The organism is Sphingobacterium sp. Lzh-3, from assembly GCF_046764375.1.
In the GTDB taxonomy this organism is placed as follows: Bacteria; Bacteroidota; Bacteroidia; order Sphingobacteriales; family Sphingobacteriaceae; genus Sphingobacterium.
The window spans coordinates 3,594,140-3,619,759 of sequence record NZ_CP177226.1 but is presented as its reverse complement, the minus strand read 5'-3'; the positions used below and the strand labels follow the sequence as shown (position 1 = coordinate 3,619,759).

Here is a 25,620-nt window from a genome sequence, read left to right as displayed (position 1 = left end):
AAACAGATTAGAAAGTAACGTTTAAACCAAAGGTCCATGTTGAGCTGATCGGATAACGCGAACCCGAACGTTCAGTGACTTCAGGATCCCAAAATTTAACTTTATCCCAGGTATGTAAATTTTCACCCTGTACATATAAGCGGACAGTATTTAAATGCATCTTTTTGACAAATTCTGATTTTAGTGTATAGCCCAGTTCGATATTTTTGAGACGGAGGTAAGACGCGTCGCGGTACCACCAGGTGCTGTTGCGTGTATTATTACCATTGTTGGCTGTGCTCAATCTGGGAAACAGCACGTTTTGGTTATAAGGGTCGGCAAATGTCCATCGGTCCATCGCTTCCTCGCGCAACGCAGCGTCGTTGACCGAACGTGCGAACGGAAAAAAGTTTTCTGTTTTTCCCAACAGATTTGTCGAAAAGCGACCAGCTCCCTGGAAAAATATACCAATATTCAATCCATGCCATTCTGCATTAAGTCCAAAGCCATACACTATTCCAGGGGTAATGTTGGAAGAAAATAGACTGTTGTACGTTTGATCATAGTTGTTAATCAAACCGTCTCCGTTCAGGTCCTTATATCGGATGTCTCCGGGAGCAACCGCAAAACCAGGGTTTGCGAGGCCCGATTTAAGCTGGTACGTTTGCGCTCCATTTGCTGGGTTGACCGTAATATCGAAATCATCCGGAGTATATAGGCCATCGGCAATATATATGAAGGGTTTGCCGATGCTTTGGCCTGTGTAGGCTTGATAGGTATAAGACGGTGGAATTTCATCAAACTCAACGACTTTGTTTTTGGTATAAGTATAGTTTAGTCGGGCGCTCAAGGTGACTTCATTAACCTTTTGTGTCCCGGTTATATTCATATCGAGTCCGCAATTGTTTGTGCGTCCAAAATTCTGCATCGGAGCAACCTGCAAACCTGCAGATGTTGGCAATGTACGACGGCGCATCAGAATATCAAAACGTTCATTGTAGAAGAAATCTATGGTCGCATCGATCCGGTTTTTGAATAAGCCAATATCAATTCCTGTATTAAATTTGTTTTCCTCCTCCCACTGAAGTGTTGGGGTAGCATAGTCGCTCTCCACAATACCAGCACCGGGACTTCCCGAACCTTGCCCATCGCCGACACCAGCACCGCCGGTCCAGGAAAAGTTATAACCCGCGGCTCCTTCATTCAATTTTTCTCGATAAGGGAAGCGCGAAAGATCATTTGCTAGTACATCATTTCCCGTTTTACCATATGATACCCGAAATTTCAATTTACTGACGATTTGCTCCAAAGGCTCCCAAAATTTTTCGTGGCTTACCCACCAAGCCGCACCTATGGAAGGAAATAGACCCCAGCGATTGCCCATGGCGAAGTTCTCACTTCCAGTCATTCCCATACTCGCTTCAAGTAGGTAACGTCCATCATAGCCATAGGTACCACGGGCAACAATAGACTGTTTACGGTACGGAAGCATTTCAAGACCATTGCCTCGATTTTGGTATTGTTTTTCCTTTTGGTTATAGAGGATTAATCCCGATACATCATGCTTCGCAAATTTATGTTTGTAATCCAGGGCTGTTTCCAGATAGATATTGCGTTCACCCGAACTTCCTGCTGCCGCGGGATTGGAAAGTGCTGCACCACCACGAATCTGGCTAAAGACGAGATTCCCGTTTGCATCCCTTGAATTGGCATAATAGGATCTTGCCTCTTTAGTGCGGTTGGTACGACCCTGTGAGAGGTTATCGAAACCAACTGCTCCACGCCAGGATAATCCTTGAGTAATCACATCCAGCGCTTGTGTCAAGTTGATTTTGGACTGTAAGGTCACTTCTTGATTTCGGCTATACCCCATGTTGTTCAGTAAGTTGTAGGGGTTGGCTCGCTCCCCGGTTCCAACTGATCCTGCAGAGTAGACCGGATGTTCGGCAAAAGTACCATCTGAATAGACCATTGGAAACAGATAACGTGGCGCCAAGGTAATAATGCTCCACAGATTATCAGCGGTCTGTATAGGAGCATTTTGTTTAACAAAGAAACCTGCTAGATCGACTGACATTTTTGTTGTCGAAGTCAAGTCCATGTCTATATTGGAGCGTAGGTTGAAACGTTCGTATTTTAGATTCGCATTGTAATTTTCGACCGTATGTGAATTGTAAAGACCGTCTTCCGTATAGTAGGCTCCTGAGGTGAAAAAGCGGACACGATCACCACCGCCACGGAAATTTATGGTATATCTTGAAACATTCGTATTTGGTTTTAAAAGATCCAGCCAATTGGTATTTGGATATAAATCTGGGTCGGCTCCTGTTACGTATTTTTCCAGCGTTTTATCGTCGTAAGTTGGTAACCAGCCCGAGGTTGGATTTCCTTTTTCGTTCCAGGTTGCTTCATTGTACAAACTTAGGGTTCGATACGAATCCAGTGAACTGGGCAAACGTAGTGGCTTACGGATGGCATGCTGTAAATCGGTGGAGATAACTGTCTTTTGTGGCATACCCCGTTTTGTGGTAATCAGTACCACGCCGTTGGCACCCTCGGCCCCATATACTGCTGTAGCTGAAGCATCTTTAAGCACGGAGAACGTCTCGATATCTTCTACGGGTATATTGCTCATATCGGATTTACTGCGCGGTACACCATCAATAATTATCAGCGGGCTAGTACCACCAGCAAAAGAGCTTACCCCACGGATCCAAAAATTGGAGTCATCGTATCCCGGTTCTCCCGAAGGCTGTATTGCAACAATGCCCGGAACCTGCCCGGCAATGGAGTTAGACAGCGAACGTCCGGTAACCGCGAGATCTTTAGCGGTGATGGTGCTGATCGAGGCCACCAGACTTTCTTTTTTTTGTTTACCAAAGCCTACGACGACAACCTCGTCCAAATTGGATGCACTCTCTGTCAAACGGATGTTGACCGTGTTTTCTTCAGGTTTTAGGATATGTTCCTCTGTAATGTATCCTACATAAGTAAATACAAGCGTATTTCCGGGTGAAGCAAGTATGCTATACTGTCCAGAGGCATTGGTATTTGTTTTTGCTGTTTGGTTTTTGACAGAAACAGTGACACCCGAGACCGGATTTCCTTTGCTATCCGTAATAAGACCTGATACTTTTGCCTGTTGTGCAAATAAGCCAAAAGGGGCACAAAGTAGGGAGAGGGATAGCAGATTTCGGTGCATAAAGCGGGTGCTAGTTGCAAATATTGTTTTTTCGCTCATCTTCATAATTTTGTGATCTTCATTATTCTAGGGTAATGGTTACTGCGGCAGGAGACACCTTGGTATCTAAAGTGAATACATAGGTACGGTTTACGCCCAATGAGCGGTTGCTACCCGTCGAAATGATTGGCGCTCCTTTGCTCAGATTACCACTGGAAGTTTTTAACTCAAAACGTGCCGATCCTCCTGCAGAAGTTGGCTGTCCAGGATTACCATATAAGGTTTGTACTAAATTGAGCGCAAAGTAATTGTCAAAGGACCGGCTGTTTTGATAGAATGCTATACCAGCAGTACTTCCCGAAACATTGCTCAGAAATAGATTTTGACCAGCGATTAGTTTAATTTGATAGATACCATTTCCAAGCGGTGCCATGGCGACATTCTTTTCGGGATTCCATAATGCTCCATTAGTCGTCACCGAAGGAATACCAAACCGTTCAACAGGTGAAGATCCTGCCTGATCTCCAATGCCACCGTTTATCCATACAGCCCCGGTTTTACTTATAGGATCAAAATCGGCCAGCATATTCCCCTGCATAGGTTCAATCTTAAAATATTTTAATGCCTGATGGGCCGTTATACGATACTTTCCATCAGTTGCCCTAAATTTGTAGGAGCCATCTCCATTGTTGGATAAAAAGCTTGGGTCAATCCACCAATTCGCAATATCAAGTATACCATCTAAGCTTATGGATTGATTTTGTTTGAATTCGGCCTCTATGACCGCTATACTGTTTACGAAATTTGGAAAATCAATCCCCGCGAATGCTGGTTTTAGAAAAGGGGAGCCTTCAAAACTGCGCGTATCAAATGAGACGGTAAAGACGGTGCCCGGCTCTCGAACAATTTGAAATGGAATAGAATCTTTATCGGTGGCATAAGCACTGATCTCAGTTCCGCCAAATAAAAGGGTGTTTCCATTTTTCCCGTAAGCAGGGGCTTCAATTAAGGCGTTCAGTTTTGTATTTGGGAAAGCTGCACTGACTGCGTATTTATAGGATTCTCCGGGTACAGGCTCCATTCGGTAATTTCCATATGCAGTTTTGAGTGTCAAATAAGGGAATTTAGGTCGGGTGACTTGAATTGGAATCATAACTGTGCTGTAGTTAAAATTCTTATTTTTCACCATAAGTTGTATTTCTGCTGGACCATCCGCGATTCCTTTGGTAAAAGGTATTTTTAATCTGTTGCGGTAGCTTCCGGCTTCTTTCGCTGGAATGATGCTTTCTGCGATCTGTTCGCCATTCCGGAAAAAAGTCGCCTTGATGGTATTGATCGGATACTCCCCCTTAATTGTAATATCCAATGGAATGCTGTCACCCAAATAAGCTACTTCGGCCGTTTGGTACGAAGTAATTTCCGGGGTGTCAATTTGGATGTCTTCTTTGCAGGTATAGAGAGCCGAGGATACCCCCAGTATCAGAAAAAGTTCGGTTTTTCTTCTCATGACATGTGTTAATTGATTGGTTATTTTATTCAGTTTATCTTAGGCTATATACAAGCTGTAGTAACAACCTTCTCCAGGATGTTATGGTTCCTTAATTCTCATATGGACGTTTTAGGCTTGCGTTTAAAAATTGGCTATTTGTATTTCGGGTGACAGTGCTGTTGACCTGAAAATATTTTGCAACGGTTATGATACAAAACTAATGGTCTCGAAAATGAAATGGAGATGAACTAAAACAAAAGTGAGATTTTCTTGTTGTTGTTTTCTGTTTAATGTTTTGTTTTTTAGGTTGTTGTGTTTTGTTTGATTTGAAAAAGAAGTAGTGATTAGTGAGGTTTGACCTTTAAATAAAATAGTTTGGACTAAATTCCAATACGTGGATTTTTTGTTGGTCGTAGCTAAAAATAAATACTGTGATCTACTTTTTTTTGACTTGATATAATTTTTAAACTGCTTGTAGTAAGTTGGTTATGGTTAATTTTTAAGACTGGTTTTCTCATTTTTTCTTAGGTCTATATGTTGAAGGTTTCTGAAATGATAAATTTGCCTGCAACGGATTGACTTAAACTTCTGTGTCAATCAATAATATCAATTTTAAACCTCGATAATACTAAAAAATGAAACAACGCAATTGCCGTTTACTGTCATTACTGATTTCGTGCCTATTTTATTCTTTTGTACAGGCCTCACCCGGACGTGCCAAGGACCAAGTTGACTTGTATGTGACCACGCAGGATAAAAAACAAGATTTGAAGAGCATACGGATCGATGCAAGGGTACAAAAAGATGTCGCTACCACCATTGTGCTAGATCCAAAGATCCGTTTTCAGCAAATGGATGGTTTTGGAGCCGCAATAACGGGATCTACCTGTTACAATTTGATGCAGATGCAGAAAAAAGATCGTCAGCGTTTTTTAAACGAAACTTTTAACCCACAAAAAGGTTTTGGTCATAGTTATATACGGATTTCCATTGGCTGTTCAGACTTTTCGCTCAGTGAATATACCTGTTGTGATGAGGAAGGTTTGGAGCATTTTGCTTTACAGGATGAAGAATTGCATTATGTTTTACCGGTGTTAAAAGAAATTTTAAAGATCAATCCCGATATCAAAATTCTTGGATCTCCATGGACGAGCCCACGTTGGATGAAGGTTAACAACCTCGTTGATCTGCTTCCATTTAACTCCTGGACTAGTGGTCAGTTAAATCCCCGTTATTATACAGATTATGCTAAGTATTTTGTTAAGTGGATTCGTGCATTTGAGGAAAACGGGGTGAAGATATATGCAATAACGCCACAAAATGAACCGCTTAATCGAAAAAATTCAGCATCTCTCTTTATGGGTTGGATGGAACAGCGGGATTTTGTGAAAAGCTTGGGAGCGGAGATAGCATCCGCTGGTCTCCATACAAAAATATATGCGTTTGATCATAACTATAATTACGATAACATGAAAGATCAACAGGGGTATCCTCTACATATTTATGCTGATAGCCTTGCTTCGAAATATCTTGCCGGTGCGGCATATCATAATTACGGGGGTAAACGAGATGAGCTGTTGCGTATACACGCTGCCCGTCCTGATAAAGGGCTTCTATTTACCGAAACCTCCATCGGCACCTGGAATAAGGGACAGGATTTTGCTTTGCGTCTGATCGAAGATATGGAAGAGGTAGGTTTGGGGACGGTAAATAATTGGTGTAGCGGAGTTATGGTTTGGAATCTGATGCTGGATTCGGATAGGGGACCATGGAGAGAAGGAGGGTGTAAAACCTGTTATGGCGCGGTAGATATTGACCGTAAAAACTATAAATCAATTTCCAGAAACTCTCATTACTATGTTATTAGCCACCTCTCCGCTGTTGTGAAACCTGGAGCGACACGTATTGGGACGAAGGCTGTAGCGGCCGATGGACTTATACACGCGGGATTTCAGAACAGTGATGGTACGATGGCTCTGGTGCTGTTAAATAAAACAGCAATGAAAAAAATCATTACCATCTCGGATCAAAGAACACAATTCACCTATACGGTACCACCTAAATCAGTCGTTTCCTATCGTTGGGACTAACACGCTCATAAAACTAGTAGATATGATAATACGAATATACACGACAGCACTTTTTCTTTTCCTCATGAACTTTGGGCTGTCTGCACAATGGCTGTGGAATAAAAAACGAATGAACTTCGTAAAAGATCGTCTGGAGACCACGGCTTATAACCCGGCTTATAAAAAATTGCTACAACAAGCGGAGGAGGCCATGTTGAGACCAGCCTATTCCGTCATACACAAAAAAGCGATTGCGCCGAGTGGAGATAAACACGATTATGTAAGCCTAAGCAGGTACTGGTGGCCTAATCCAGCTACAACAAATGGGTTGCCCTATGTGAATAAAGATGGTCAGTCCAATCCGGAGTTAGGTAAATATGACCGCGAGGTGCTGGGCAATATGTGTGCAGACCTGAATACGCTTTGTCTGGCTTTTTTTTATAGCGCTGATGAAAAATATGCCAAAAAAGCGGTGCTGCTACTACGGACCTGGTTTTTAGATAGCGATACGCGCATGAACCCTAATTTGGACTACGCCCAATTTATCCCGGGTAGAGATGACTCTAAAGGCCGACCGGAGGGATTAATTGACAGTTATTCGTTTGTGGAAATGCTAAGTAGTATACAGCTGCTGAAAACATCCTCAAGCTACAGTACTCAGGATGATAAGAGCCTAAAACAATGGTTTGGCGAATTTGCACATTGGATGCAGGAAAGCAAACAGGGCGTAGCAGAAAGAAACGCGAAAAACAACCATGCTACAGCTTATGACGCTCAGCTAATGACCTATCTGTTGTTCTCGGGAGATGAGCAAGCAGGGCGAAAAATAATTGCAGATTTCCCTAAAAAGAGAATTTTTGCCCAGATTGAACCCGATGGAAAACAGCCAAATGAGCTGTGGCGCACCTTGTCTTATCATTATTCGCAATACAATCTGACTCATATGCTGGATGTATGTGAAACCGCACAGACATTGGGTATTGATTTGCTGCGCAAACGTTCCAGTGATGGACGGTCAATTCTAAAAGGGGTGGAATACCTAACCACATTTTTGGGGAAAAGTGTAGCAAGCTGGCCTTACAAGCAGATTAGTGGCTGGGAGGCCAAGCAACAGGATATATGCCGTGATCTGATTCGGGTTTTAGCGCTCGATCCCAGCCAGAAATACAACCGGGTTTTATACCGACGTTATGCCAAGGAAGATAAGACTGATCGCTTGCGACTTCTGTATGGAGCAGACGATTTGATAAATTAAAATACGCAGCTTTTGATCATGCGGACACCTGTATTTTAAAACCTAAAAATACAGGCGTATATAGAGAGAGTTAGCGAGAATGAGCCGATTATTTTCGGTTCTGAATAGAAGAAGATAACAAACACAATCGATAGAATTTGGTAAAATTGCTATATTTAATCATTCAATCCAACCTATAAACACCTTAAATATGTTTTTCATCGAAATGCTAAACATACGGCATGGCCATGGCTGGATGATTTTAGTAACCAATTTATATGAAAATAAACCTGTTGACTATCGTATTGTGTATCGTAACCAGTTCTGTTGTCCATGCGCAAAGTGGGATAGATTCGCTATTGCAAGTGCTGGATCGTAAAATTCAGGATAAAGATCTGTTTTTTAAGCAAAAAGAAGACCGGATACTTGGTTTGAAAGCACAGCGTAATGCATTGATGAAAAGCTCAGACAAAGGTTATCACTTTAACTTTGCCCTGTTTAATGAATATAGAAACTATGTGTCGGATTCGGCTATTCACTATTTGAATATGAACAGAACTATCGCTTTAGAACTGAAAGACGAAAATAAGTGGAATGAATCTACGATAGCCCTGGCAAATCTTTTTGTTGGGTTGGGGATGCATATGGAGGCCGCTGATCTATTAGGGAGTATACAATCAGCTACGCTGGAAAATGATCTAAGATTGCCTTATGCAATTGCCTATCGGGAGCTTTATCTTGGTATGGGAAAATATACGCAGCATACACAGGCCAGAAGCAGCTATTGGACCCAAGCAAACCATTTTAACGATATGGTACGCAATTTGGCACCAGCAATGTCGGAAGAGCATTTACGGATCGTAGAAAAGAAGTTTCGCCTGCAAAAGCAATATGTGGATGCCCTAAAAGTGAACGATGAACGCCTCAGACTCACGTCGCCCAACCAACTTGGTTATGCATTAGTTACATTCCATCGTTCATTGATTTACCGGGAGCAGGGAGACGTAGAAAATGAAAAAAAATATCTAGCGCTTTCCGCGCTTTCGGATATACAGCTTGCGATCAGAGATAATGCCTCTATCTCGGTATTGGCCAATATTTTAATGCAGGAGGATGATATCAATAGGGCTTACCATTACATCTGTTTTTCATTGGACAATATTAAAGCTTACAATACCCGGATTCGCAGCTCGGAGATTCTCACCATTCAAGCCATTATTGATCGGGAATATCAGCGAAAAAACGAACAGAAAAGTCAGCAGCTAAAAGGACTGCTGCTGCTTGTTTCCATTTTGTCTGTAATGCTGGTGATTTCTGTTCTGTATGTGTACAAACAGTTGAAGAAAGGACGAGCCTATGCGAATAAGCTGGCTGATGCAAATCAGGAACTGGCGAGCTTTAACAGTAAACTGCATGATATGAATCAGGAACTGGCCAGCCGTAACCTCGAGGTAGCGGAAGCAAACCACCTCAAAGAAGAGTATATTGCCTATTTTTTGGGCGAGTGTTCAATCTATATAACCAAGTTAGATAACTATCGGAAGATGGTAAACAAGAAAATGCAAGAAAGACAATACGAAGAGCTCGCCCGGATGACACGTGACAACTCGTTGAAAGATGAAGAATTGAAGGAATTATTTGCAAATTTTGATAGGATGTTCATTAACCTATTCCCTGATTTTGTTGATCAGGTAAATTCGTTATTGTCCAAAGAAGAACAAATTGTTTTGAAGAAAGGTGAAGTGCTGAATACAGAGTTGCGCATTTTTGCTTTGATTCGTTTGGGTATTGTAGATAGTCTGGAGATTGCCAACTTTTTTGGATATTCTATTAATACGATCTATAATTATCGGACAAAGATGAAGAATCGATCGCGTGTATCAAGGGAAGATTTTGAAGGACGCGTGAAGGAGATCGGAGCATTTACATAAGAATTAGAACGATTTTTTAAATAAATAACAAGGCGAAAAATGGGCATTAATTATAAAGATGGAATATGAACATTAACTATATTTTTTACGTATTCCTGTTTTCGTGTATAACAAATACAGGATATGCACAGTTTAGGGCTTCAGAGGCAACGAATTGGGATCGCTATCCGACGGAGGTTCAAAAACCGGGTTTTGGTCTCCATAAAAACCAACGTGTGCAGATGGACGATTCAAGTGAACTTGAAGAAGTGTTACTTTTCGCTTCAGACAATGGTCACTATCCTTATTTTGATCTTTTCAAATGTTATTACGTGATCATTGGCTATTATTCAAAGGAGGTAAAATACATTTCCGAAGTTACCCTTTCTGATCAGCGTGAACTGCTCCTAGAGGACCGGAACAACGACGGAAAATTTGAATTATACAGGCGCTATATGAAAGATGGTAAATTTTCCGTGGATAAAAATGGGAATAATTTAAAAACAGAATGGCGATTTGATCGCGTAGAATATAAAAATAATGAAAAATAATATGAAAGTGTTGCTACTGATTCTGACCCTTCTTTCAGGCTGGACAACACTGATGGGGCAGCAAAAACATAAAGTACTTATTGTCACGGGGCAAGATGGGTCGCACTGGTGGAAGGGTAGTACCGATGCCATAGAAAAAATACTTGAAAACAGTGGGCTTTTTGATGTGGATGTCGCCATAAGTCCACCATACGGTCAGGATATTTCTACTTTTCGCCCGCACTTTCGTGATTATAGCTTGATTATTTCCAATTACGGTGGGACGACCTGGAGTCAAGAAACCCGACAGGATCTGGAGCAGTATATGGCCAATGGAGGAGCTCTTGTCGTCATTCATTCAGCCATTGTACCCATGGCAGACTGGCCCGAATACAACAAGATGACAGCACTGGGTGCTTGGGATGGTAGAGATGAGACGGTGGGTCCCTATGTTTATTTTAAAAACAATAGAATCGTCTACGATTACAGCCCCGGCCCCGCAGGACATCATGGATTACAGCATCCTTTTGATGTGACCCATAAGGCAACAGATCATCCTATCCTAAAGGGGCTGCCTACTGTCTGGAGTCATTTCAAAGACGAACTTTATACATACCTGCGCGGCCCTGCTGAACATATGGAAGTATTGGCAACGACCATAGACGATACACGTCCACAAGGGCTAGGTCGTGAAGAACCACTGATGTGGACTGTAAACTATGGAAAAGGAAGAGTATTTGTGACGGTAATGGGACATGTGGGCAATGACCCTGAACTGCGCTATGCCATGGAATGCACGGGCTTTCAGGTTACTTTGCTGCGAGGATGTGAATGGGCCGTAACGGGCAAGGTGACGCAGGCTATTCCAAAAGATTTTCCCTCCAAAGGCGTACAGACGTTTAGAAAAGAATTCAAAGCCCCTTTCAATGCAAAATAAAGGTATGAATAAGCTACAATTACTCTTCTTTGTGATGGTCTCTTGCGCTATGGTAACCAGAACTGTGGCTCAGACACCCAAACTCACTTCAGACCTGAAGTTGAATGAAGCGATTTGGCAGAGCGGAATTCTGCACCGTCCACTACCATTGGATACAACATTGTCTTTAGAAAATCTGGGCATGAAAAAGAAAGTCCTGCGAGCATATCAACCCAAAGGAATCACCGAGTTTGCCCGTTGGCGTCAACAGGGGGTTGGCAAAATTTTCTTCGCGAAGAAAGAGGGACAGTTTGGTGTGGGGACTATTAAATTGCAAGTGCCGACGGTCCGTAAAGAATGGGCTCATGGAGCGCCTGCGGATGGAGACTATGCGAATTATGGTGGCGCTTCTGCCATATTTGACTTGGCAGGAGAAAATTGGGAAAAATACAATCGTATCGTTTTTCGTATCTATCCGGATTGTGAAGGCGGCCGCAATGTTCATCTAAACCTACATTATTACAATGATGGCAAAGAGAAAATCCCAGACGAATATTTTCGGGAGGGAACCCACGAAATAAATCTGGTCAACAGGACATGGAATACCTGTTTTTTGGAGATCGGTGACTTACCGAGAGATCGTATAACAGGTATCGCTTTTGGGGTACCCGGCTTTGGAAAAGATCGGGTCAGTGGGGATTCGTTAAATTTTTATATCGATGGGATTGAATTACAGGAAGTCGAAAAACCTGAACGGATGCTGGGCTGGGAACCCGTCGAGGGACGCATTATCTATTCATCCACCGGGTATGATCTTCAGGGACAAAAGACCGCGATTTTGAAGCATAAAAAAACAGGGGATGATTTGTTTAAGTTACTTCGCGCCGAAGATAGGGCTGTAGTTTATACCGGTAAGAAGAAAAGTGTAACTACTAGTATTGGCGAATTTGATGTGTTAGATTTCAGTGACTTTACAAAGTTCGGGCAATATATCATTGCGACAGAAGGGCAGGAAACCCAACCTTTTGTGATAGGTGAAAATATATGGCAAAATTCCATATGGCGTGTGCTCAACTTTATTTTTTGTGAACGCTGTGGCCACCCTGTTTCAGAGAAGCATGGTTCCTGTCATGCCGATATCGGTGCGACCTTTGATGGACTTCGTTTGGCCTATAACGGAGGCTGGCATGATGCCGGCGACCTTTCCCAACAGAGCTTACAGACCGGAGATGTGGTATTCTCGCTGCTGGAAATGGCCAATAAGGTTAAAAAAAGCAATACCGCCCTATATCAGCGACTTATGGAGGAAGCAGCTTGGGGAGTAGATTTTATCTTAAAAACCCGCCTTGGCAAAGGGTACAGGGCCAGTAGTGCTGGAATTGTGATCTGGACGGATGGCCTGATCGGTAATAAAGATGATATGAAGGCACGTGTCCATGATAGCCCTTTTGATAATTTTTTATTTTCAGCCTATGAAGCATATGCGGCCATGAGCATGGTTCAAGATCCTGCACTAAGTGAAAAATTGAAAAAGACAGCGATGGAGGATTTTGATTTTGCGCTGTCCAAATGGAAGGAAACGGGGTATGATCATTTTCCCGTTTTTTGGGAACATAGCTATGGCACTTCCGAAAGTCAATTTATGGCGACGGCTTCTTGGGCTGCCAGTCAGCTGTATAAGCTCACAGGGAATACAACATACGCACAGCATGCTGTTAATTTTATGGATGCGGTATTATTGGCACAGCGTAAGGAACCATTAGGTGATAAGGACGGATTAAAAGGTTTTTTCTATCGAGATCGAACGCAGAAGGTCGTTGTGCATGCCAACCATCAATCGCGCGAGCAAATTTATGCTCAGGCCCTTGTTGCCCTCGCCGAAGGACAAGCACAGCATGTCAAATACAGGTTATGGCAACAGGCATTGCTTGATTATGGTAGTTACCTCACAAAAACTATGAAGTATACAGCACCTTACGGCATGGCTCCTGCAGGCGTCTATCATATTGAAGAAGCCCAGGACTCAGTAAGTTTTCAACGGCAGCATCTTTTTGCGGGAGCAAAAGCCAAGGACGATTATGTAGCCCAACTCAAACAAGGTGTCCAATTGGATAAATCTTATTATTTAAAGCGTTTTCCTGTCTGGTTTTCTTTCCGGGGAAATGCGGCGATTCATTTGAGCCAGGGCAAGGCAGCAGCGATATTGGGTAAATACCTGAAAAATGAGACGCTTCTACAGATCGCACGTGAACAACTTTATTGGACCGTCGGTAAGAATCCTTTTGGACAGTCTCTTATTTATGGTGAGGGCGCAAATTTTGCACAGCAATATTGTCCGCTTCCGGGTGAAATGGTGGGGGAAATGCCTGTAGGTATACAAACCCGGTACAATGAAGATGTTCCTTATTGGCCACAGGCTAACAATGCGACGTATAAGGAGGTATGGATGACAACAGCAGGGAAGTGGCTATCACTAACTTCGGAATTTTAAACTTTTTAATTTACTTAAACCGCATACTTATGACACAAGTGTCGAATCCGAGAAACTTGACGATCTCATGCTTAAATATCGTGTTCCTTTTCTTTATGATGATCGGGACAATAAGTGCGCTATCTGCTCAAGGCCGTAATACCTTTGCTGTACTCGTACTGACAGAAAGGGGCGGGCAACATGCTTCATTTACAGATACTGGATTAGAATGGTTAAAGAATTCAGGGGAGAAAGACGGCTTTCATATAACAGAAATTCATGATACAGAAAAAATAACAAAGGAATACCTGACACAGTTTAAGGTAATCATACAGTTGGATTATCCACCGTATAGATGGACAGAAGAGGCTGAAAAGGCGTTTATAGATTACATAGAAAATGGAAGAGGAGGCTGGGTCGGTTTTCACCATGCGGCATTGCTGGGGGAATTTGATGGCTACAAGATGTGGAATTGGTTTTCCAACTTTATGGGTGGAATACGATTTAAAAATTACATCGCTAAAACAGCATCTGCGACAGCTTATGTCGAAGATCGAAAGCATCCTGTTATGAAAGGTGTAAATCCTCATTTTTTGATTCCCAATGATGAGTTTTATGTTTTTGATAAAAATCCAAGACCTCATGTCAAGGTTCTGGCGCATGTCGATGAGGATAGCTACCAGCCCATTTCAACGATTAAAATGGGCGACCATCCCATTATTTGGAGTAATACAAATGTGAAAGCCAGAAACGTATATTTTCTGATTGGCCATAGCGGATCCTTATTTGCATCTAAAGATTTTACAACGATGTTCAGGAATGCAATTCTATGGGCCGGTAGTAAATAAAGAATGTTAAATAACAACGGTGAGCCAAATGACTGCGGCATTTGCCTTTTGTTCGTATGTTGTTCGTACCTTGTTCGTAAAGCGTTCGGAGCTGTACAGTCTGCTTACGAATGTTGACCAATAATGCAACAGACTTTTTCTGGTGAGAGACTGATCAATTTCTGTGTCGGGGCTGTATAATATCTGTTGGTGATTCGAAGCAGGTACGAAGCAGGTACGAATAAAATGGTATCTTGTGTAGCAAACTCCTGGTAAAGGTAATCGATCTCGTCCCTGAGCTGCTCGCGCGTTCTTGAACTGTTTTGCCCGAACGTAAATTACTGTCCCTATTGATGGCCGAAGGGCTTTTAGAATACTTTCAGATTTTAGAAGTCAGCTCCACATTTATTTAGATGAGCTTAATATTGCTCCAAAGGACTATGAGAACAGCAAGTTGGAGTCAAAGGGCTTTATGCCTTCCACAGAGATTTCAGACTTTCCCATTAGAGGTCAGAAAGTTACTCTACATATCCGCCGCCGCCGCTGGACAGTGTTAGATACGGGAGAGATTATCACAAGAGATTGGAACCTTTTGCGTGAGGGTACTCGAATGACGACTGAATTCGGGCTTTTTTTAAAGAAGATATTTGGATAACTATCCTGTAAGTGCCCAATTGGTAGGGTTATTCTTCCAGATGGACGGCAAGCAACTTCAGGATCAATACAAGAACCATCTCAGTGACTTCCATGACTGGAGCCAAAAGCCACATGCAGAGCGATGGACTCTTTTCCCGGGGAACATCTCTGAACGCTTGAGCATCGATGAGACCAGTTTTCGCAACGGTGAATTATATACCATTGTTAGCAGTAAATCGGCAAAAGGAGGTAAAGGGACGATCCTGGCAACTATCAAGGGCACCAAGGCTGAGGATATCATGTCTGTTCTTGAACGGATTCCCCTGCGCTCAAGGAATAAGGTAAAGGAGGTAACCATGGATATGGCGCCAAACATGGCCAAGGCAATGCTTCAGCAGAATCTTTCAATGCAAAGCTCAAAGCGTTCAGGAGTGTCTTTCGCGGCGTAAGGGACACCACATTCTTCCAATATAGAGTAATGAAATTGTATGCTTAAAAACTTCTCCTCCCCCAAACTTTCGGTATGATCCCAAGAATTCTGCTTGATCCGTTTTTGGTGCTGCCCGAGCTCCAAAAACAAAAAAAGCTTTCTGATTTCTCAAAAAGCTCTTTTGTCTTGGCGGAAGAGGCGGGATTCGAACCCGCGGTACCGTTTCCAGTACGACAGTTTAGCAAACTGTTCCTTTCGGCCACTCAGGCACCCTTCCTCGTTTTGACATTGCAAACATAAGGCAATTATTTGATTCTGCAAAGTCTAAATACTAAAAAAAATGCAAAAAAAATGTAACGTTGCAATAAGCGTTTGAAATTCAATTTGTTGTTTGACAATTAAAATTACATTGTTTTTTTGCTTAATTCGTAATCCACCCGCACGTGATAGATACTTTTGAGCATTGCCTTAAAAATAACTGCAGATTCAGTGATATCTTTTAGCGTAATGTTACTATTATTAAACTGCCCCCGCATCAATTTATGTTCGATAATTTTATCGACAAGATTATTGATAGACTCTTCAGATGGTTCTTTTAATGCACGGGATGCGGCTTCGACCGAATCCGCCATCATAAGTACAGCTGTTTCCTTGGAAAAAGGAATGGGTCCGGGGTAAGTAAATAAAGACTCGTCAACCAGTTTGTCAGGGTTGTTCTTGACAAAAACGTTATAAAAATAGTCAACACGCGTTGTTCCGTGGTGTGTGCGGATAAAATCAAGGATCACGTCAGGCAATTGATGTTTTTTGGCGATATCGACGCCTTTGATGACATGTGATATAATAATCTGCGCACTTTGTTCCGGTGAAAGCTCATCATGTGGATTTTTTTCTGTCTTCTGATTCTCGATGAAAAACTGGGGGTTTGTCAATTTTCCGATATCGTGATATAGTGCTCCAGCGCGTACCAACAACGGATTCCCGCCAATTTTGTAAATAGCTGCTTCCGCTAGATTAGCCACCTGTAAGGAATGCTGAAATGTTCCGGGGGCCTTAAAAGAAAGTTCCCGCAATAACTTGGAGTTACTATTGGTAAGTTCCATGAGTGTTAGATCAGATACAATACCAAATAACTTTTCAAATGCATAGATCATCGGATAAGCCAACAAGGTAATCATGACACTTACGAAAAAAGGAAGAAGGTCAGACCAGTAAATGGTGTCTATTGACCCATTTCTCGTGACAACCAAGCCAATGTAAGCAATCCAATAGGTGCCAAGGATAATAGCCGAGGAAATGAACAGCTGCTCTCGTTTGACCAATGTTTTAATACTATAGATCGCAACTATCCCCGCCATAAATTGTAAAAAGACAAACTCAAAACTATTCGGTACAAAAAGACCTGCCAGCAGCACCATCAACAGATGGATATTGAGTGCAACACGCGTATCAAAAAGAATACGAATAATAATAGGGACGGCGCAAAACGGGATGTAATAGAGATTGGGGATTTTGATTTTGATGGCCCAAGATAGGACAGCGAGCATACCAATGATCACAATCATGATAATGACCAGCAACCTGTTGTTAAAATAGATGTCCTTACGGAAAAGAAAAAGGAATACCATCAAAATAGACAGGGCAAGCGAGATAATCAGAAATTGGCCCAGGGTCACATAGTTTTGATTTCCACTGATCTTGCCTTCATCTTCATATACCTTACGAAGCGACTCGAGTTTCTGGTACGTTTCATTGGAAATTATTTTCTCCTTTTCAGCGATCAGTTCTCCTTTTTGGACCACACCGCGTGTAGCCGATATGTTTGCAATGGCATTTTGTTCTAAAGCTTCCGTTTGTTGATCGTTGTAGATGTAGTTAATGGTAATGTAATTTTTTAAAGTTTCCTCCAGCCAGCTCTTTTGCTTTATCTTGGTCAATTTGGGCATAATTTCATCCATATAACCATAAGAGCTTTCGATGGTGTAACAGTCGACTGTGTTTTTTTGGCTGGCAACTTTGTCCTGGATCAGTGTAAAGTTGTAATGCTTGGAAGCCGGGGATTTGTCATTGCTGCGGTTCTGAAACCGATTGTTCAATGACAGAATGCCTTTGCCATAGAGATGGCTTAAGATGGCATTACCGGCATTTCTATAATCAACTATATTTTCATGCGTTGTATCCAATTTGCTGCTTTGCCACTTTTCGGCAAGATCCGTGTTGAACTGATCAATTTGCTCTTTGCTTGTTGTCGTATTGGCATTATAAATCGGTTGAATCGTGTTTAAGATACTTTTCTTGTCCGCATTCAATTCCTCCTGCGTTTTTAATATGGCAAAATTATAGGGTGATATCAGATTCTCATGATTCCATACTTTTCCCTTTTGGAATTCATAGCGAAAACGAGGTTGTTTGGGAAGGAATATACAGATCAGAATAATGGTGATAAGTATTAATCCAATTTTTCGGACGAGATTCTCCGTTGTATTTAATTCTCTTCTATATTTTATTTTTAGTCTTCCCACGGTGAGCTGTATTTTATTATCATGTTAATATACAAATGTAATTATAATTATTTTCTGCAGCTTTAGCCAATTGTCGTTTATAGGTATTAAAACGGGTAAACGCTGTGATGAACAAAAAATACTTGTTATCTTTGCAAAAAAAATACAACATGTCAACAAAATCACATCTAATTGCACCATCCGTTCTTGCTGCAGACTTTGCAAAATTATACGATGATATCATCATGGTAAACAACAGTGAGGCAGATTGGTTTCATATTGATATTATGGACGGTGTTTTCGTTCCAAATATCTCTTTTGGATTTCCAGTTATGCAGGCTATTGCAAAACATGCTTCTAAACCTTTGGATGTACATTTGATGATTGTTGATCCAGACCGTTATCTGCAGGTATGTAAAGACTCGGGTGCAGCGATCATTACCGTGCATTATGAGGCCTGTACACATTTGCATCGTACACTGGCTGCTATTAAAGAATTGGGCTGTAAAGCAGGGGTTGCATTGAATCCACATACGCCAGTAGCACTTTTAAAAGATGTTCTTGCGGATCTGGACTTGGTCTGTATCATGTCGGTCAATCCAGGGTTCGGCGGTCAGAAATTTATTCCAAATACCTATGCCAAGGTACAGGAACTAAGGGCCATGGCACAGGGAATGAATGATGGTCTGCTGATTGAAATCGATGGGGGAGTAACGACCGCGAATGCAGCACAGTTATTGAAAGCCGGAGCAGATGTGCTGGTGGCAGGGTCATTTGTATTCAACGCGACAGATCCTCTGGAAACCGTGAAAGCATTAAAAGACATTGATATAACTGTAGAAAGTATATAAAACGAAAAGGTGATTTAATAATATAAATCACCTTTTTTTTGAAAGAAATAAATACAATATAGCGGATTTCAAAAAAAGATGGCAGGATTGCATAAATGCTGTTTAGAACAATTCCAAATTGATTTAAATAAATGGAATGCATGCGTTTAAAGTTGGATTTTCACTATTTTTGTAATTAGTCATACAAGTTGATTTACGACAAATAGATCAGCTTCGAAACATGAAGTGGAAGGGCTAATTTGTGATTTGTCAGGGAGGACCCGATAGATGGCGTATTTGCTTAATTATATTACAGACATGGCGGTTTAGAAAGACATAGGTGTTTTTATGCTACCCATAAAATAGAAAGATAGATATCTATGAGTATTTACAACGATTACGTACAAGAGGTTGTAGAACGAGAAGGCCAAGGGTTACATCCTAAGCCTATTGATGGAGCAGAATTACTAAGTGAGGTAATTGCTCAGATTAAAGATTTAAACAATGAAAATAGAGCTGAATCTTTAAGATTGTTTATTTACAACACGTTGCCGGGTACTACGCCTGCAGCGGGTGTTAAAGCACAATTCCTAAAGGAAATTGTTTTGGGTGAATCAGTTGTTGCTGAAATTGCACCTGATTTCGCTTTTGAATTGTTGTCACATATGAAGGGTGGCCCTTCAATCAAGGTTTTATTGGACCTGGCTTTGGGTACAGACTTAGCTATTGCAAAACAGGCGGCCGAGGTGCTTAAAACACAAGTTTTCTTATATGACGCGGATACTGCTCGTTTGAAAGAAGCTTTTGAGCAAGGCAATGAGGTTGCAAAAGATATTTTAGAAAGCTACGCAAAAGCAGAGTTTTTTACAAAACTGCCTGAGGTTGCTGAGGAAATTCAGGTGGTTACGTTTATCGCTGGTGAAGGTGATATCTCGACAGATTTATTGTCGCCAGGTAACCAGGCGCACTCACGTTCAGATCGTGAATTACATGGAAAATGTATGATCACACCTGAAGCACAGCAACAGATCGTCGCCTTACAGGCGCAACACCCTGGTAAAAGTGTCATGTTAATTGCTGAGAAAGGAACAATGGGTGTGGGGTCATCTCGTATGTCGGGTGTCAACAACGTTGCATTATGGACGGGTAAACAAGCGAGTCCTTATGTTCCTTTTGTGAACATCGCACCAATTGTAGGCGGTACAAATGGTATCTCACCTATTTTCTTGACCACAGTGGATGTGACCGGAGGTATCGGTATAGACCTTAAAAACTGGGTGAAGAAAGTGGATGAAAATGGCAACGTAATCCGTAACGAGAAAAATGAGCCAATCCTTGAAGAAGCTTATTCTGTCGCAACAGGTACTGTCTTAACGATCAATACTAAGACTAAAAAATTATATAATGGCGAGCAGGAGCTGATCGATATTTCCAAAGCTTTGACTCCACAAAAAATGGAATTTATTAAAGCAGGTGGTTCTTATGCTATTGTCTTTGGTAAAAAAATCCAAACTTTTGCAGCGGAAACGTTAGGCATTCAAGCGCCGACAGTATTTGCCCCATCAAAAGAAATCACGATTGAAGGACAAGGCTTGACTGCTGTAGAGAAAATTTTTAATAAAAATGCGGTTGGTGTAACTCCAGGTAAAGTATTACATGCCGGTTCTGACGTTCGCGTTAAAGTAAATATTGTTGGTTCTCAGGATACAACAGGTTTGATGACAGCGCAGGAACTTGAAGCAATGGCTGCGACTGTAATTGCACCTACTGTAGATGGCGCTTATCAATCGGGTTGTCATACGGCATCGGTTTGGGATAAAAAAGCACAAGCGAATATTCCAAAATTGATGAAATTTATGAATGACTTTGGATTGATCACAGCACGTGACCCTCAAGGTGTATATCATTCAATGACAGACGTTATTCATAAGGTATTAAATGATATTACAATAGATGAATGGGCGATCATTATCGGAGGTGATTCACATACCCGTATGTCTAAAGGTGTTGCTTTTGGAGCTGACTCTGGTACGGTGGCGCTAGCTTTAGCGACAGGTGAAGCTTCTATGCCAATCCCAGAATCGGTAAAAGTTACATTTAAAGGCAGTATGAAAGAACATATGGATTTCCGTGATGTGGTTCATGCTACACAAGCACAGATGCTGCAGCAATTTGCTGGCGAGAACGTTTTCCAAGGCAGAATTATTGAAGTTCATATCGGAACGCTTTTAGCCGATCAGGCATTTACTTTTACTGACTGGACTGCAGAAATGAAGGCGAAAGCTTCTATTTGTATTTCACAGGATAATACATTGATCGAATCATTGGAGATCGCTAAAAACCGTATCCAGATTATGATCGATAAAGGCATGGAAAACAAAAACAACGTTTTGCAAGGCTTAATTGACAAGGCGAATAAACGTATTGAGGAAATTAAATCTGGTGCCAAGCCTGCGTTAACTCCAGATACCAATGCGAAATATTATGCAGAAGTTGTTATTGATCTGGATATCATTGAAGAACCAATGATTGCCGACCCGGATGTGAATAATGCGGATGTTTCCAAACGTTATACACACGATACAATTCGCGACCTTTCGTACTACGGTGGAAACAAAAAGGTAGACTTAGGTTTCGTCGGTTCTTGTATGGTTCACAAAGACGATTTGAAAATCGTATCGAAGATGTTGAAAAACATTGAACAGCAGAAAGGTGTCGTTACGTTTGAAGCTCCTTTGGTCGTTGCAGCTCCAACGTACAATATTATCGATGAACTGAAAGCGGAAGGCGATTGGGAATTCTTACAAAAATACTCTGGATTTGAATTTAGCGATGCTTTACCAAAAAGTACTGCACGTACTGAATACGAGAATATTATGTACTTGGAACGCCCTGGTTGTAACCTTTGTATGGGTAACCAGGAAAAAGCAGCTAAAGGTGACACGGTAATGGCTACTTCAACGCGCTTATTCCAAGGACGTGTTGTTGAAGATAGGGATGGTAAAAAAGGGGAGTCTTTATTAGCATCAACTCCAGTTGTTGTTCTTTCAGCGATCTTGGGCCGTATTCCGAATATCGAAGAATATAAAGCTGCTGTGGAAGGCATTAACTTAACAAAGTTTGCGCCTATTCCAACAAAATAATGAGTGATTAGGGTTTAGTAACTTAATTAAACAATATAAATTAGAGAGATATGGCTTTTGATATAGATATGATTAAAAAGGTCTATAGCCAATATGACGAGCGCATTACTGCGGCTCGTCAAGTGGTTAACAAACCTTTGACTTTATCTGAGAAAATTTTGTATGCCCACCTTTGGGATGGCAATGCTACTGAAGATTACAAACGTGGCGTTTCTTACGTCGACTTTGCTCCAGATCGCGTTGCTATGCAAGATGCAACTGCACAGATGGCATTATTGCAATTTATGCAAGCTGGGCGTCCAAAGGTGGCAGTTCCTTCTACTGTACACTGTGATCACTTGATTCAGGCGAAAGAAGGAGCAGACAAAGATTTAGCACGAGCTAAAAACGAAAGCTCTGAAGTATTTAACTTTTTGAGTTCTGTGTCCAATAAGTATGGTATCGGTTTCTGGAAACCTGGAGCAGGTATTATTCACCAGGTTGTTTTGGAAAACTATGCTTTTCCAGGCGGTATGATGATTGGTACAGACTCGCATACGGTGAACGCCGGCGGTTTAGGTATGGTTGCGATCGGTGTGGGTGGTGCTGATGCTTGTGATGTCATGGCAGGTTTGCCTTGGGAGCTTAAATTTCCTAAGCTGATCGGTGTAAAATTGACAGGTAAGCTCAGCGGATGGGCTGCAGCAAAAGACGTGATCTTGAAAGTTGCAGGTATCTTGACTGTAAAAGGCGGAACAGGTGCTATCGTTGAATATTTTGGCGAAGGTGCGGAATCTTTATCTTGTACAGGAAAAGGAACAATCTGTAACATGGGCGCTGAAATTGGCGCGACAACCTCAACTTTCGGGTACGACGAATCCATGGAGCGTTATTTACGTGCTACCGGTCGTGCCGAAGTGGCGGATGCGGCAAATGTGATTAGAGAGCACTTGACAGCGGATGCCGAAGTTTATGCTAATCCTGAGCAGTATTTCGATCAGTTAATAGAAATCAATCTATCTGAGCTGGAGCCTTCTCTAAATGGTCCTTTTACACCAGATTTGTATACACCAGTTTCACGCATGCGCGAAGAAGCTGAAAAGAATGGCTGGCCATTGCAAGTGGAATGGGGATTGATCGGTTCGTGTACAAACTCTTCTTATGAAGATTTATCCCGTGCTGCCTCCATTGCAAAACAAGCAGTTGATAAAGGATTGATTACAAAAGCTGAATTTGGTATTAATCCAGGGTCAGAGCAAGTACGTTTTACTGCTGATCGTGATGGTTTGCTGAAAACTTTTGAAGACCTCAATGCGACAATTTTTACCAATGCATGTGGTCCTTGTATCGGTATGTGGGATCGTGTAGGAGCCGATAAACAAGAGAAAAATACAATCGTTCATTCTTTCAATCGTAACTTCGCAAAACGTGCAGATGGCAATCCAAATACTTATGCATTTGTTGCATCGCCAGAATTGGTAGCTGCAATCGCGATTTCTGGTGATTTGGGCTTCAATCCGGTAACTGATACCTTGATAAACAATAAAGGCGAACAAGTGAAGCTAGATCCACCTGTAGGGGATGAGTTGCCAACGAAAGGCTTTGCGGTAGATGATCCTGGATATCAGGCGCCTGCGGCTGATGGTAGTTCGGTGGTGGTTGATGTAGCTCCTACTTCTGATCGTCTTCAATTGTTGGAGCCTTTTGCGCCATGGGAAGGTACGGATTTGAAAGGATTGAAATTATTGATTAAGGCAAAAGGTAAATGTACTACTGACCATATTTCAATGGCCGGTCCTTGGTTGAAATACCGTGGTCACTTAGATAATATTTCAAACAACATGTTGATCGGTGCTTTGAATTTCTTCAACGAAAAGACTGATAGCGTTAAAAATCAACTCACAGGCGAATATGGTCCTGTTCCTGCAACACAGCGGGACTATAAAGCACACGGTATTGGTTCAATTGTAGTCGGTGATGAAAACTACGGTGAAGGTTCTTCCCGCGAGCATGCTGCGATGGAACCTCGTCATTTGGGTGTTCGTGCTGTTTTAGTTAAGTCTTTTGCACGTATTCACGAAACGAACTTGAAAAAACAAGGTATGTTGGGATTAACTTTTGCAGACAAAGACGATTATAACAAGATTCAGGAAAATGATACCATTGATATTATCGGCTTGACAACATTTGCACCAGGTAAACCTTTAACACTTGTATTGCATCATGCAGACGGAACGCAAGAAGAGATTTTGGCGAACCATACCTACAATGCGCAACAAATTGAATGGTTTAAAGCTGGTGGGGCTTTGAATATCATTCGTAAAAATCAAGGGTAATAATTCCTTGGAATAAAATAAATGAAAAGCTGCTTTCCTGGAAATGGGAAGCAGCTTTTTTTTGAAACTGTCTGATGTTATTCGACAGAAAGAACTTTTTAGTTCGCTTTAATTACTCTCGGTGCTTGATAAGTCATGAAGGTTTGTTTTCTGAATCGAATGATATTTCTGTGATCTTCGTCATATTTTACCATTTTCCACAGTTTTTATTTGCTTATAAAATAGAATGCGGGTACTTTTGCCCAACGTTTTTAGCACCGATATGAGAAAAATATTTTTAACGATTGGAGCACTTGCATTAAGTGTTTCTGCCTTATTTGCCCAAGAAAATCCTGAGATAGGAAAAAGCATTTTCAAACCGAAAAATTTGAGAACAGAAAGTAACAAGGGCAAATTCTTCTTCTTTTGGGGGTACAACTTCTCTTCTTACGCGAAATCAGATATTCATTTTACGGGTCCTAATTATGACTTTATACTCCATGATGTAAAAGCGGGTGATAGGCCAACTAAATTTGGTTCGACGTATTTTGATCCAAGCCGGTTAACTATTCCACAATTTAATCTGCACTTTGGTTATTATATCAAAGATAATTACTCAATTTCGTTAGGATGGGACCATATGAAATATGTGGTCGATATTCCGCAGCAGGTGAAAATTTCCGGTTTTATCGGTGAAGAGATTTCTAATCCCGGTATCCCGACGGGAAACCGCGCCGGTCAATATAACGGTGAATTGATTACTGTAGACTCTGCCATGCTGACATTTGAGCATACAGATGGTTATAACTTTGCCTCAGTAGGTCTGGAGCGTTATGATGACATCATCAATAATCGCAAAGGTCAACAGGTGCTGACAATGGAATCTGGTGTGGATGTAGGTCTATTGATTCCTCGTTCCGACGTGCATCTTTTTGGCGAAGGAGCCAACCACTTTTGGAACATTGCGGGTTATGGTGCTTCGGCAAAAGTTGGTTTGCACTACCGTTTTTATAAAGGACTCTATCTTCAGGGGAACTTCAAAACGGGCTGGACTGATTTAACAAACATTCGTACAACTGGAAGAAGAGGGGTAGATAAAGCATCCCAACAAATATGGTTTTTTGAAAATTACTGGGCTTTGGGCTTTAGATTCTAAACATATTCATGAAATAAAAAAGGCT

The 25,620-nt window shown here is 41.6% G+C and carries 15 protein-coding genes and 1 tRNA gene; 12 read left to right on the top strand and 4 right to left on the bottom strand.

Going from position 1 to position 25,620, the window contains the following annotated elements:
* Window positions 1-7: 7 nt before the first annotated feature.
* Together ACLCDV_RS15245 and ACLCDV_RS15240 are read right to left on the bottom strand one after the other, a co-directional pair.
* On the bottom strand, window positions 8-3,220 hold the full coding sequence (locus ACLCDV_RS15245) for a SusC/RagA family TonB-linked outer membrane protein (RefSeq protein ID WP_411971548.1): 3,213 nt from the start codon (window positions 3,218-3,220) through the stop codon (window positions 8-10).
* A 22-nt stretch (window positions 3,221-3,242) separates the two neighbouring features.
* Window positions 3,243-4,667 carry a DUF5125 domain-containing protein gene (locus ACLCDV_RS15240; protein WP_411971547.1) on the bottom strand — a complete coding sequence of 475 codons (1,425 nt, stop codon included), beginning with the start codon at window positions 4,665-4,667 and terminating at the stop codon, window positions 3,243-3,245.
* Window positions 4,668-5,284: 617 nt separating this feature from the next.
* Between ACLCDV_RS15240 and ACLCDV_RS15235 the strand changes: the two genes are divergently transcribed.
* The 8 genes from ACLCDV_RS15235 (at window position 5,285) to ACLCDV_RS15200 (ending at window position 15,690) form a co-directional block, all read left to right on the top strand.
* On the top strand, window positions 5,285-6,739 hold the full coding sequence (locus ACLCDV_RS15235; protein WP_411971546.1) for a glycoside hydrolase family 30 protein: 1,455 nt from the start codon (window positions 5,285-5,287) through the stop codon (window positions 6,737-6,739).
* Between the two features lie 22 nt (window positions 6,740-6,761).
* Window positions 6,762-7,973 carry an alginate lyase family protein gene (locus tag ACLCDV_RS15230; RefSeq protein ID WP_317666083.1) on the top strand — a complete coding sequence of 404 codons (1,212 nt, stop codon included), beginning with the start codon at window positions 6,762-6,764 and terminating at the stop codon, window positions 7,971-7,973.
* 257 nt (window positions 7,974-8,230) lie between these two features.
* Window positions 8,231-9,883, top strand: coding sequence for a DUF6377 domain-containing protein (locus tag ACLCDV_RS15225; protein ID WP_317666084.1), 1,653 nt, complete (start codon window positions 8,231-8,233; stop codon window positions 9,881-9,883).
* Window positions 9,884-9,948: 65 nt separating this feature from the next.
* Window positions 9,949-10,413 (top strand): hypothetical protein, encoded by a 465-nt coding sequence (locus tag ACLCDV_RS15220; RefSeq protein ID WP_411971545.1) that lies wholly within the window; start codon window positions 9,949-9,951, stop codon window positions 10,411-10,413.
* Entirely contained in the window at window positions 10,403-11,329 is a 927-nt protein-coding gene (locus ACLCDV_RS15215; RefSeq protein WP_317666086.1) for a ThuA domain-containing protein, read from the top strand. Before ACLCDV_RS15220 ends, ACLCDV_RS15215 begins: the two co-directional genes overlap by 11 nt.
* A gap of 4 nt (window positions 11,330-11,333) precedes the next feature.
* Window positions 11,334-13,799 (top strand): glycoside hydrolase family 9 protein, encoded by a 2,466-nt coding sequence (locus ACLCDV_RS15210; RefSeq protein ID WP_317666087.1) that lies wholly within the window; start codon window positions 11,334-11,336, stop codon window positions 13,797-13,799.
* Window positions 13,800-13,828: 29 nt separating this feature from the next.
* On the top strand, window positions 13,829-14,626 hold the full coding sequence (locus ACLCDV_RS15205; protein WP_411971544.1) for a ThuA domain-containing protein: 798 nt from the start codon (window positions 13,829-13,831) through the stop codon (window positions 14,624-14,626).
* A 626-nt stretch (window positions 14,627-15,252) separates the two neighbouring features.
* Window positions 15,253-15,690 carry a transposase gene (locus ACLCDV_RS15200; protein WP_411971543.1) on the top strand — a complete coding sequence of 146 codons (438 nt, stop codon included), beginning with the start codon at window positions 15,253-15,255 and terminating at the stop codon, window positions 15,688-15,690.
* A 168-nt stretch (window positions 15,691-15,858) separates the two neighbouring features.
* Here ACLCDV_RS15200 and ACLCDV_RS15195 read toward each other — a convergent pair.
* Together ACLCDV_RS15195 and ACLCDV_RS15190 are read right to left on the bottom strand one after the other, a co-directional pair.
* Window positions 15,859-15,948: transfer RNA gene (locus ACLCDV_RS15195), tRNA-Ser, on the bottom strand.
* 127 nt (window positions 15,949-16,075) lie between these two features.
* On the bottom strand, window positions 16,076-18,193 hold the full coding sequence (locus ACLCDV_RS15190) for an HD family phosphohydrolase (protein WP_411971542.1): 2,118 nt from the start codon (window positions 18,191-18,193) through the stop codon (window positions 16,076-16,078).
* 149 nt (window positions 18,194-18,342) lie between these two features.
* Here ACLCDV_RS15190 and rpe point away from each other — a divergent pair, with 149 nt between their 5' ends.
* The 4 genes from rpe (at window position 18,343) to ACLCDV_RS15170 (ending at window position 25,595) form a co-directional block, all read left to right on the top strand.
* Entirely contained in the window at window positions 18,343-19,023 is a 681-nt protein-coding gene (gene rpe / locus ACLCDV_RS15185; protein ID WP_411971541.1) for a ribulose-phosphate 3-epimerase, read from the top strand.
* A 359-nt stretch (window positions 19,024-19,382) separates the two neighbouring features.
* Window positions 19,383-22,145 (top strand): bifunctional aconitate hydratase 2/2-methylisocitrate dehydratase, encoded by a 2,763-nt coding sequence (locus tag ACLCDV_RS15180; protein ID WP_317666097.1) that lies wholly within the window; start codon window positions 19,383-19,385, stop codon window positions 22,143-22,145.
* A 50-nt stretch (window positions 22,146-22,195) separates the two neighbouring features.
* Window positions 22,196-24,460, top strand: a complete 2,265-nt coding sequence (locus tag ACLCDV_RS15175; RefSeq protein ID WP_317666099.1) for an aconitate hydratase — start codon at window positions 22,196-22,198, stop codon at window positions 24,458-24,460.
* Window positions 24,461-24,722: 262 nt separating this feature from the next.
* Complete coding sequence (locus ACLCDV_RS15170) at window positions 24,723-25,595, top strand: hypothetical protein (RefSeq protein WP_046672928.1); 873 nt, start codon at window positions 24,723-24,725, stop codon at window positions 25,593-25,595.
* Window positions 25,596-25,620: the final 25 nt, after the last annotated feature.

Coding starts and splice junctions, on each gene's coding strand:
- ACLCDV_RS15245 (WP_411971548.1), bottom strand. CDS start 3,220: ATGAGCGAAAAAACAATATTTGCAACTAGCACCCGCTTTATGCACCGA.
- ACLCDV_RS15240 (WP_411971547.1), bottom strand. CDS start 4,667: ATGAGAAGAAAAACCGAACTTTTTCTGATACTGGGGGTATCCTCGGCT.
- ACLCDV_RS15235 (WP_411971546.1), top strand. CDS start 5,285: ATGAAACAACGCAATTGCCGTTTACTGTCATTACTGATTTCGTGCCTA.
- ACLCDV_RS15230 (WP_317666083.1), top strand. CDS start 6,762: ATGATAATACGAATATACACGACAGCACTTTTTCTTTTCCTCATGAAC.
- ACLCDV_RS15225 (WP_317666084.1), top strand. CDS start 8,231: ATGAAAATAAACCTGTTGACTATCGTATTGTGTATCGTAACCAGTTCT.
- ACLCDV_RS15220 (WP_411971545.1), top strand. CDS start 9,949: ATGAACATTAACTATATTTTTTACGTATTCCTGTTTTCGTGTATAACA.
- ACLCDV_RS15215 (WP_317666086.1), top strand. CDS start 10,403: ATGAAAAATAATATGAAAGTGTTGCTACTGATTCTGACCCTTCTTTCA.
- ACLCDV_RS15210 (WP_317666087.1), top strand. CDS start 11,334: ATGAATAAGCTACAATTACTCTTCTTTGTGATGGTCTCTTGCGCTATG.
- ACLCDV_RS15205 (WP_411971544.1), top strand. CDS start 13,829: ATGACACAAGTGTCGAATCCGAGAAACTTGACGATCTCATGCTTAAAT.
- rpe (WP_411971541.1), top strand. CDS start 18,343: ATGTCAACAAAATCACATCTAATTGCACCATCCGTTCTTGCTGCAGAC.
- ACLCDV_RS15180 (WP_317666097.1), top strand. CDS start 19,383: ATGAGTATTTACAACGATTACGTACAAGAGGTTGTAGAACGAGAAGGC.
- ACLCDV_RS15175 (WP_317666099.1), top strand. CDS start 22,196: ATGGCTTTTGATATAGATATGATTAAAAAGGTCTATAGCCAATATGAC.
- ACLCDV_RS15170 (WP_046672928.1), top strand. CDS start 24,723: ATGAGAAAAATATTTTTAACGATTGGAGCACTTGCATTAAGTGTTTCT.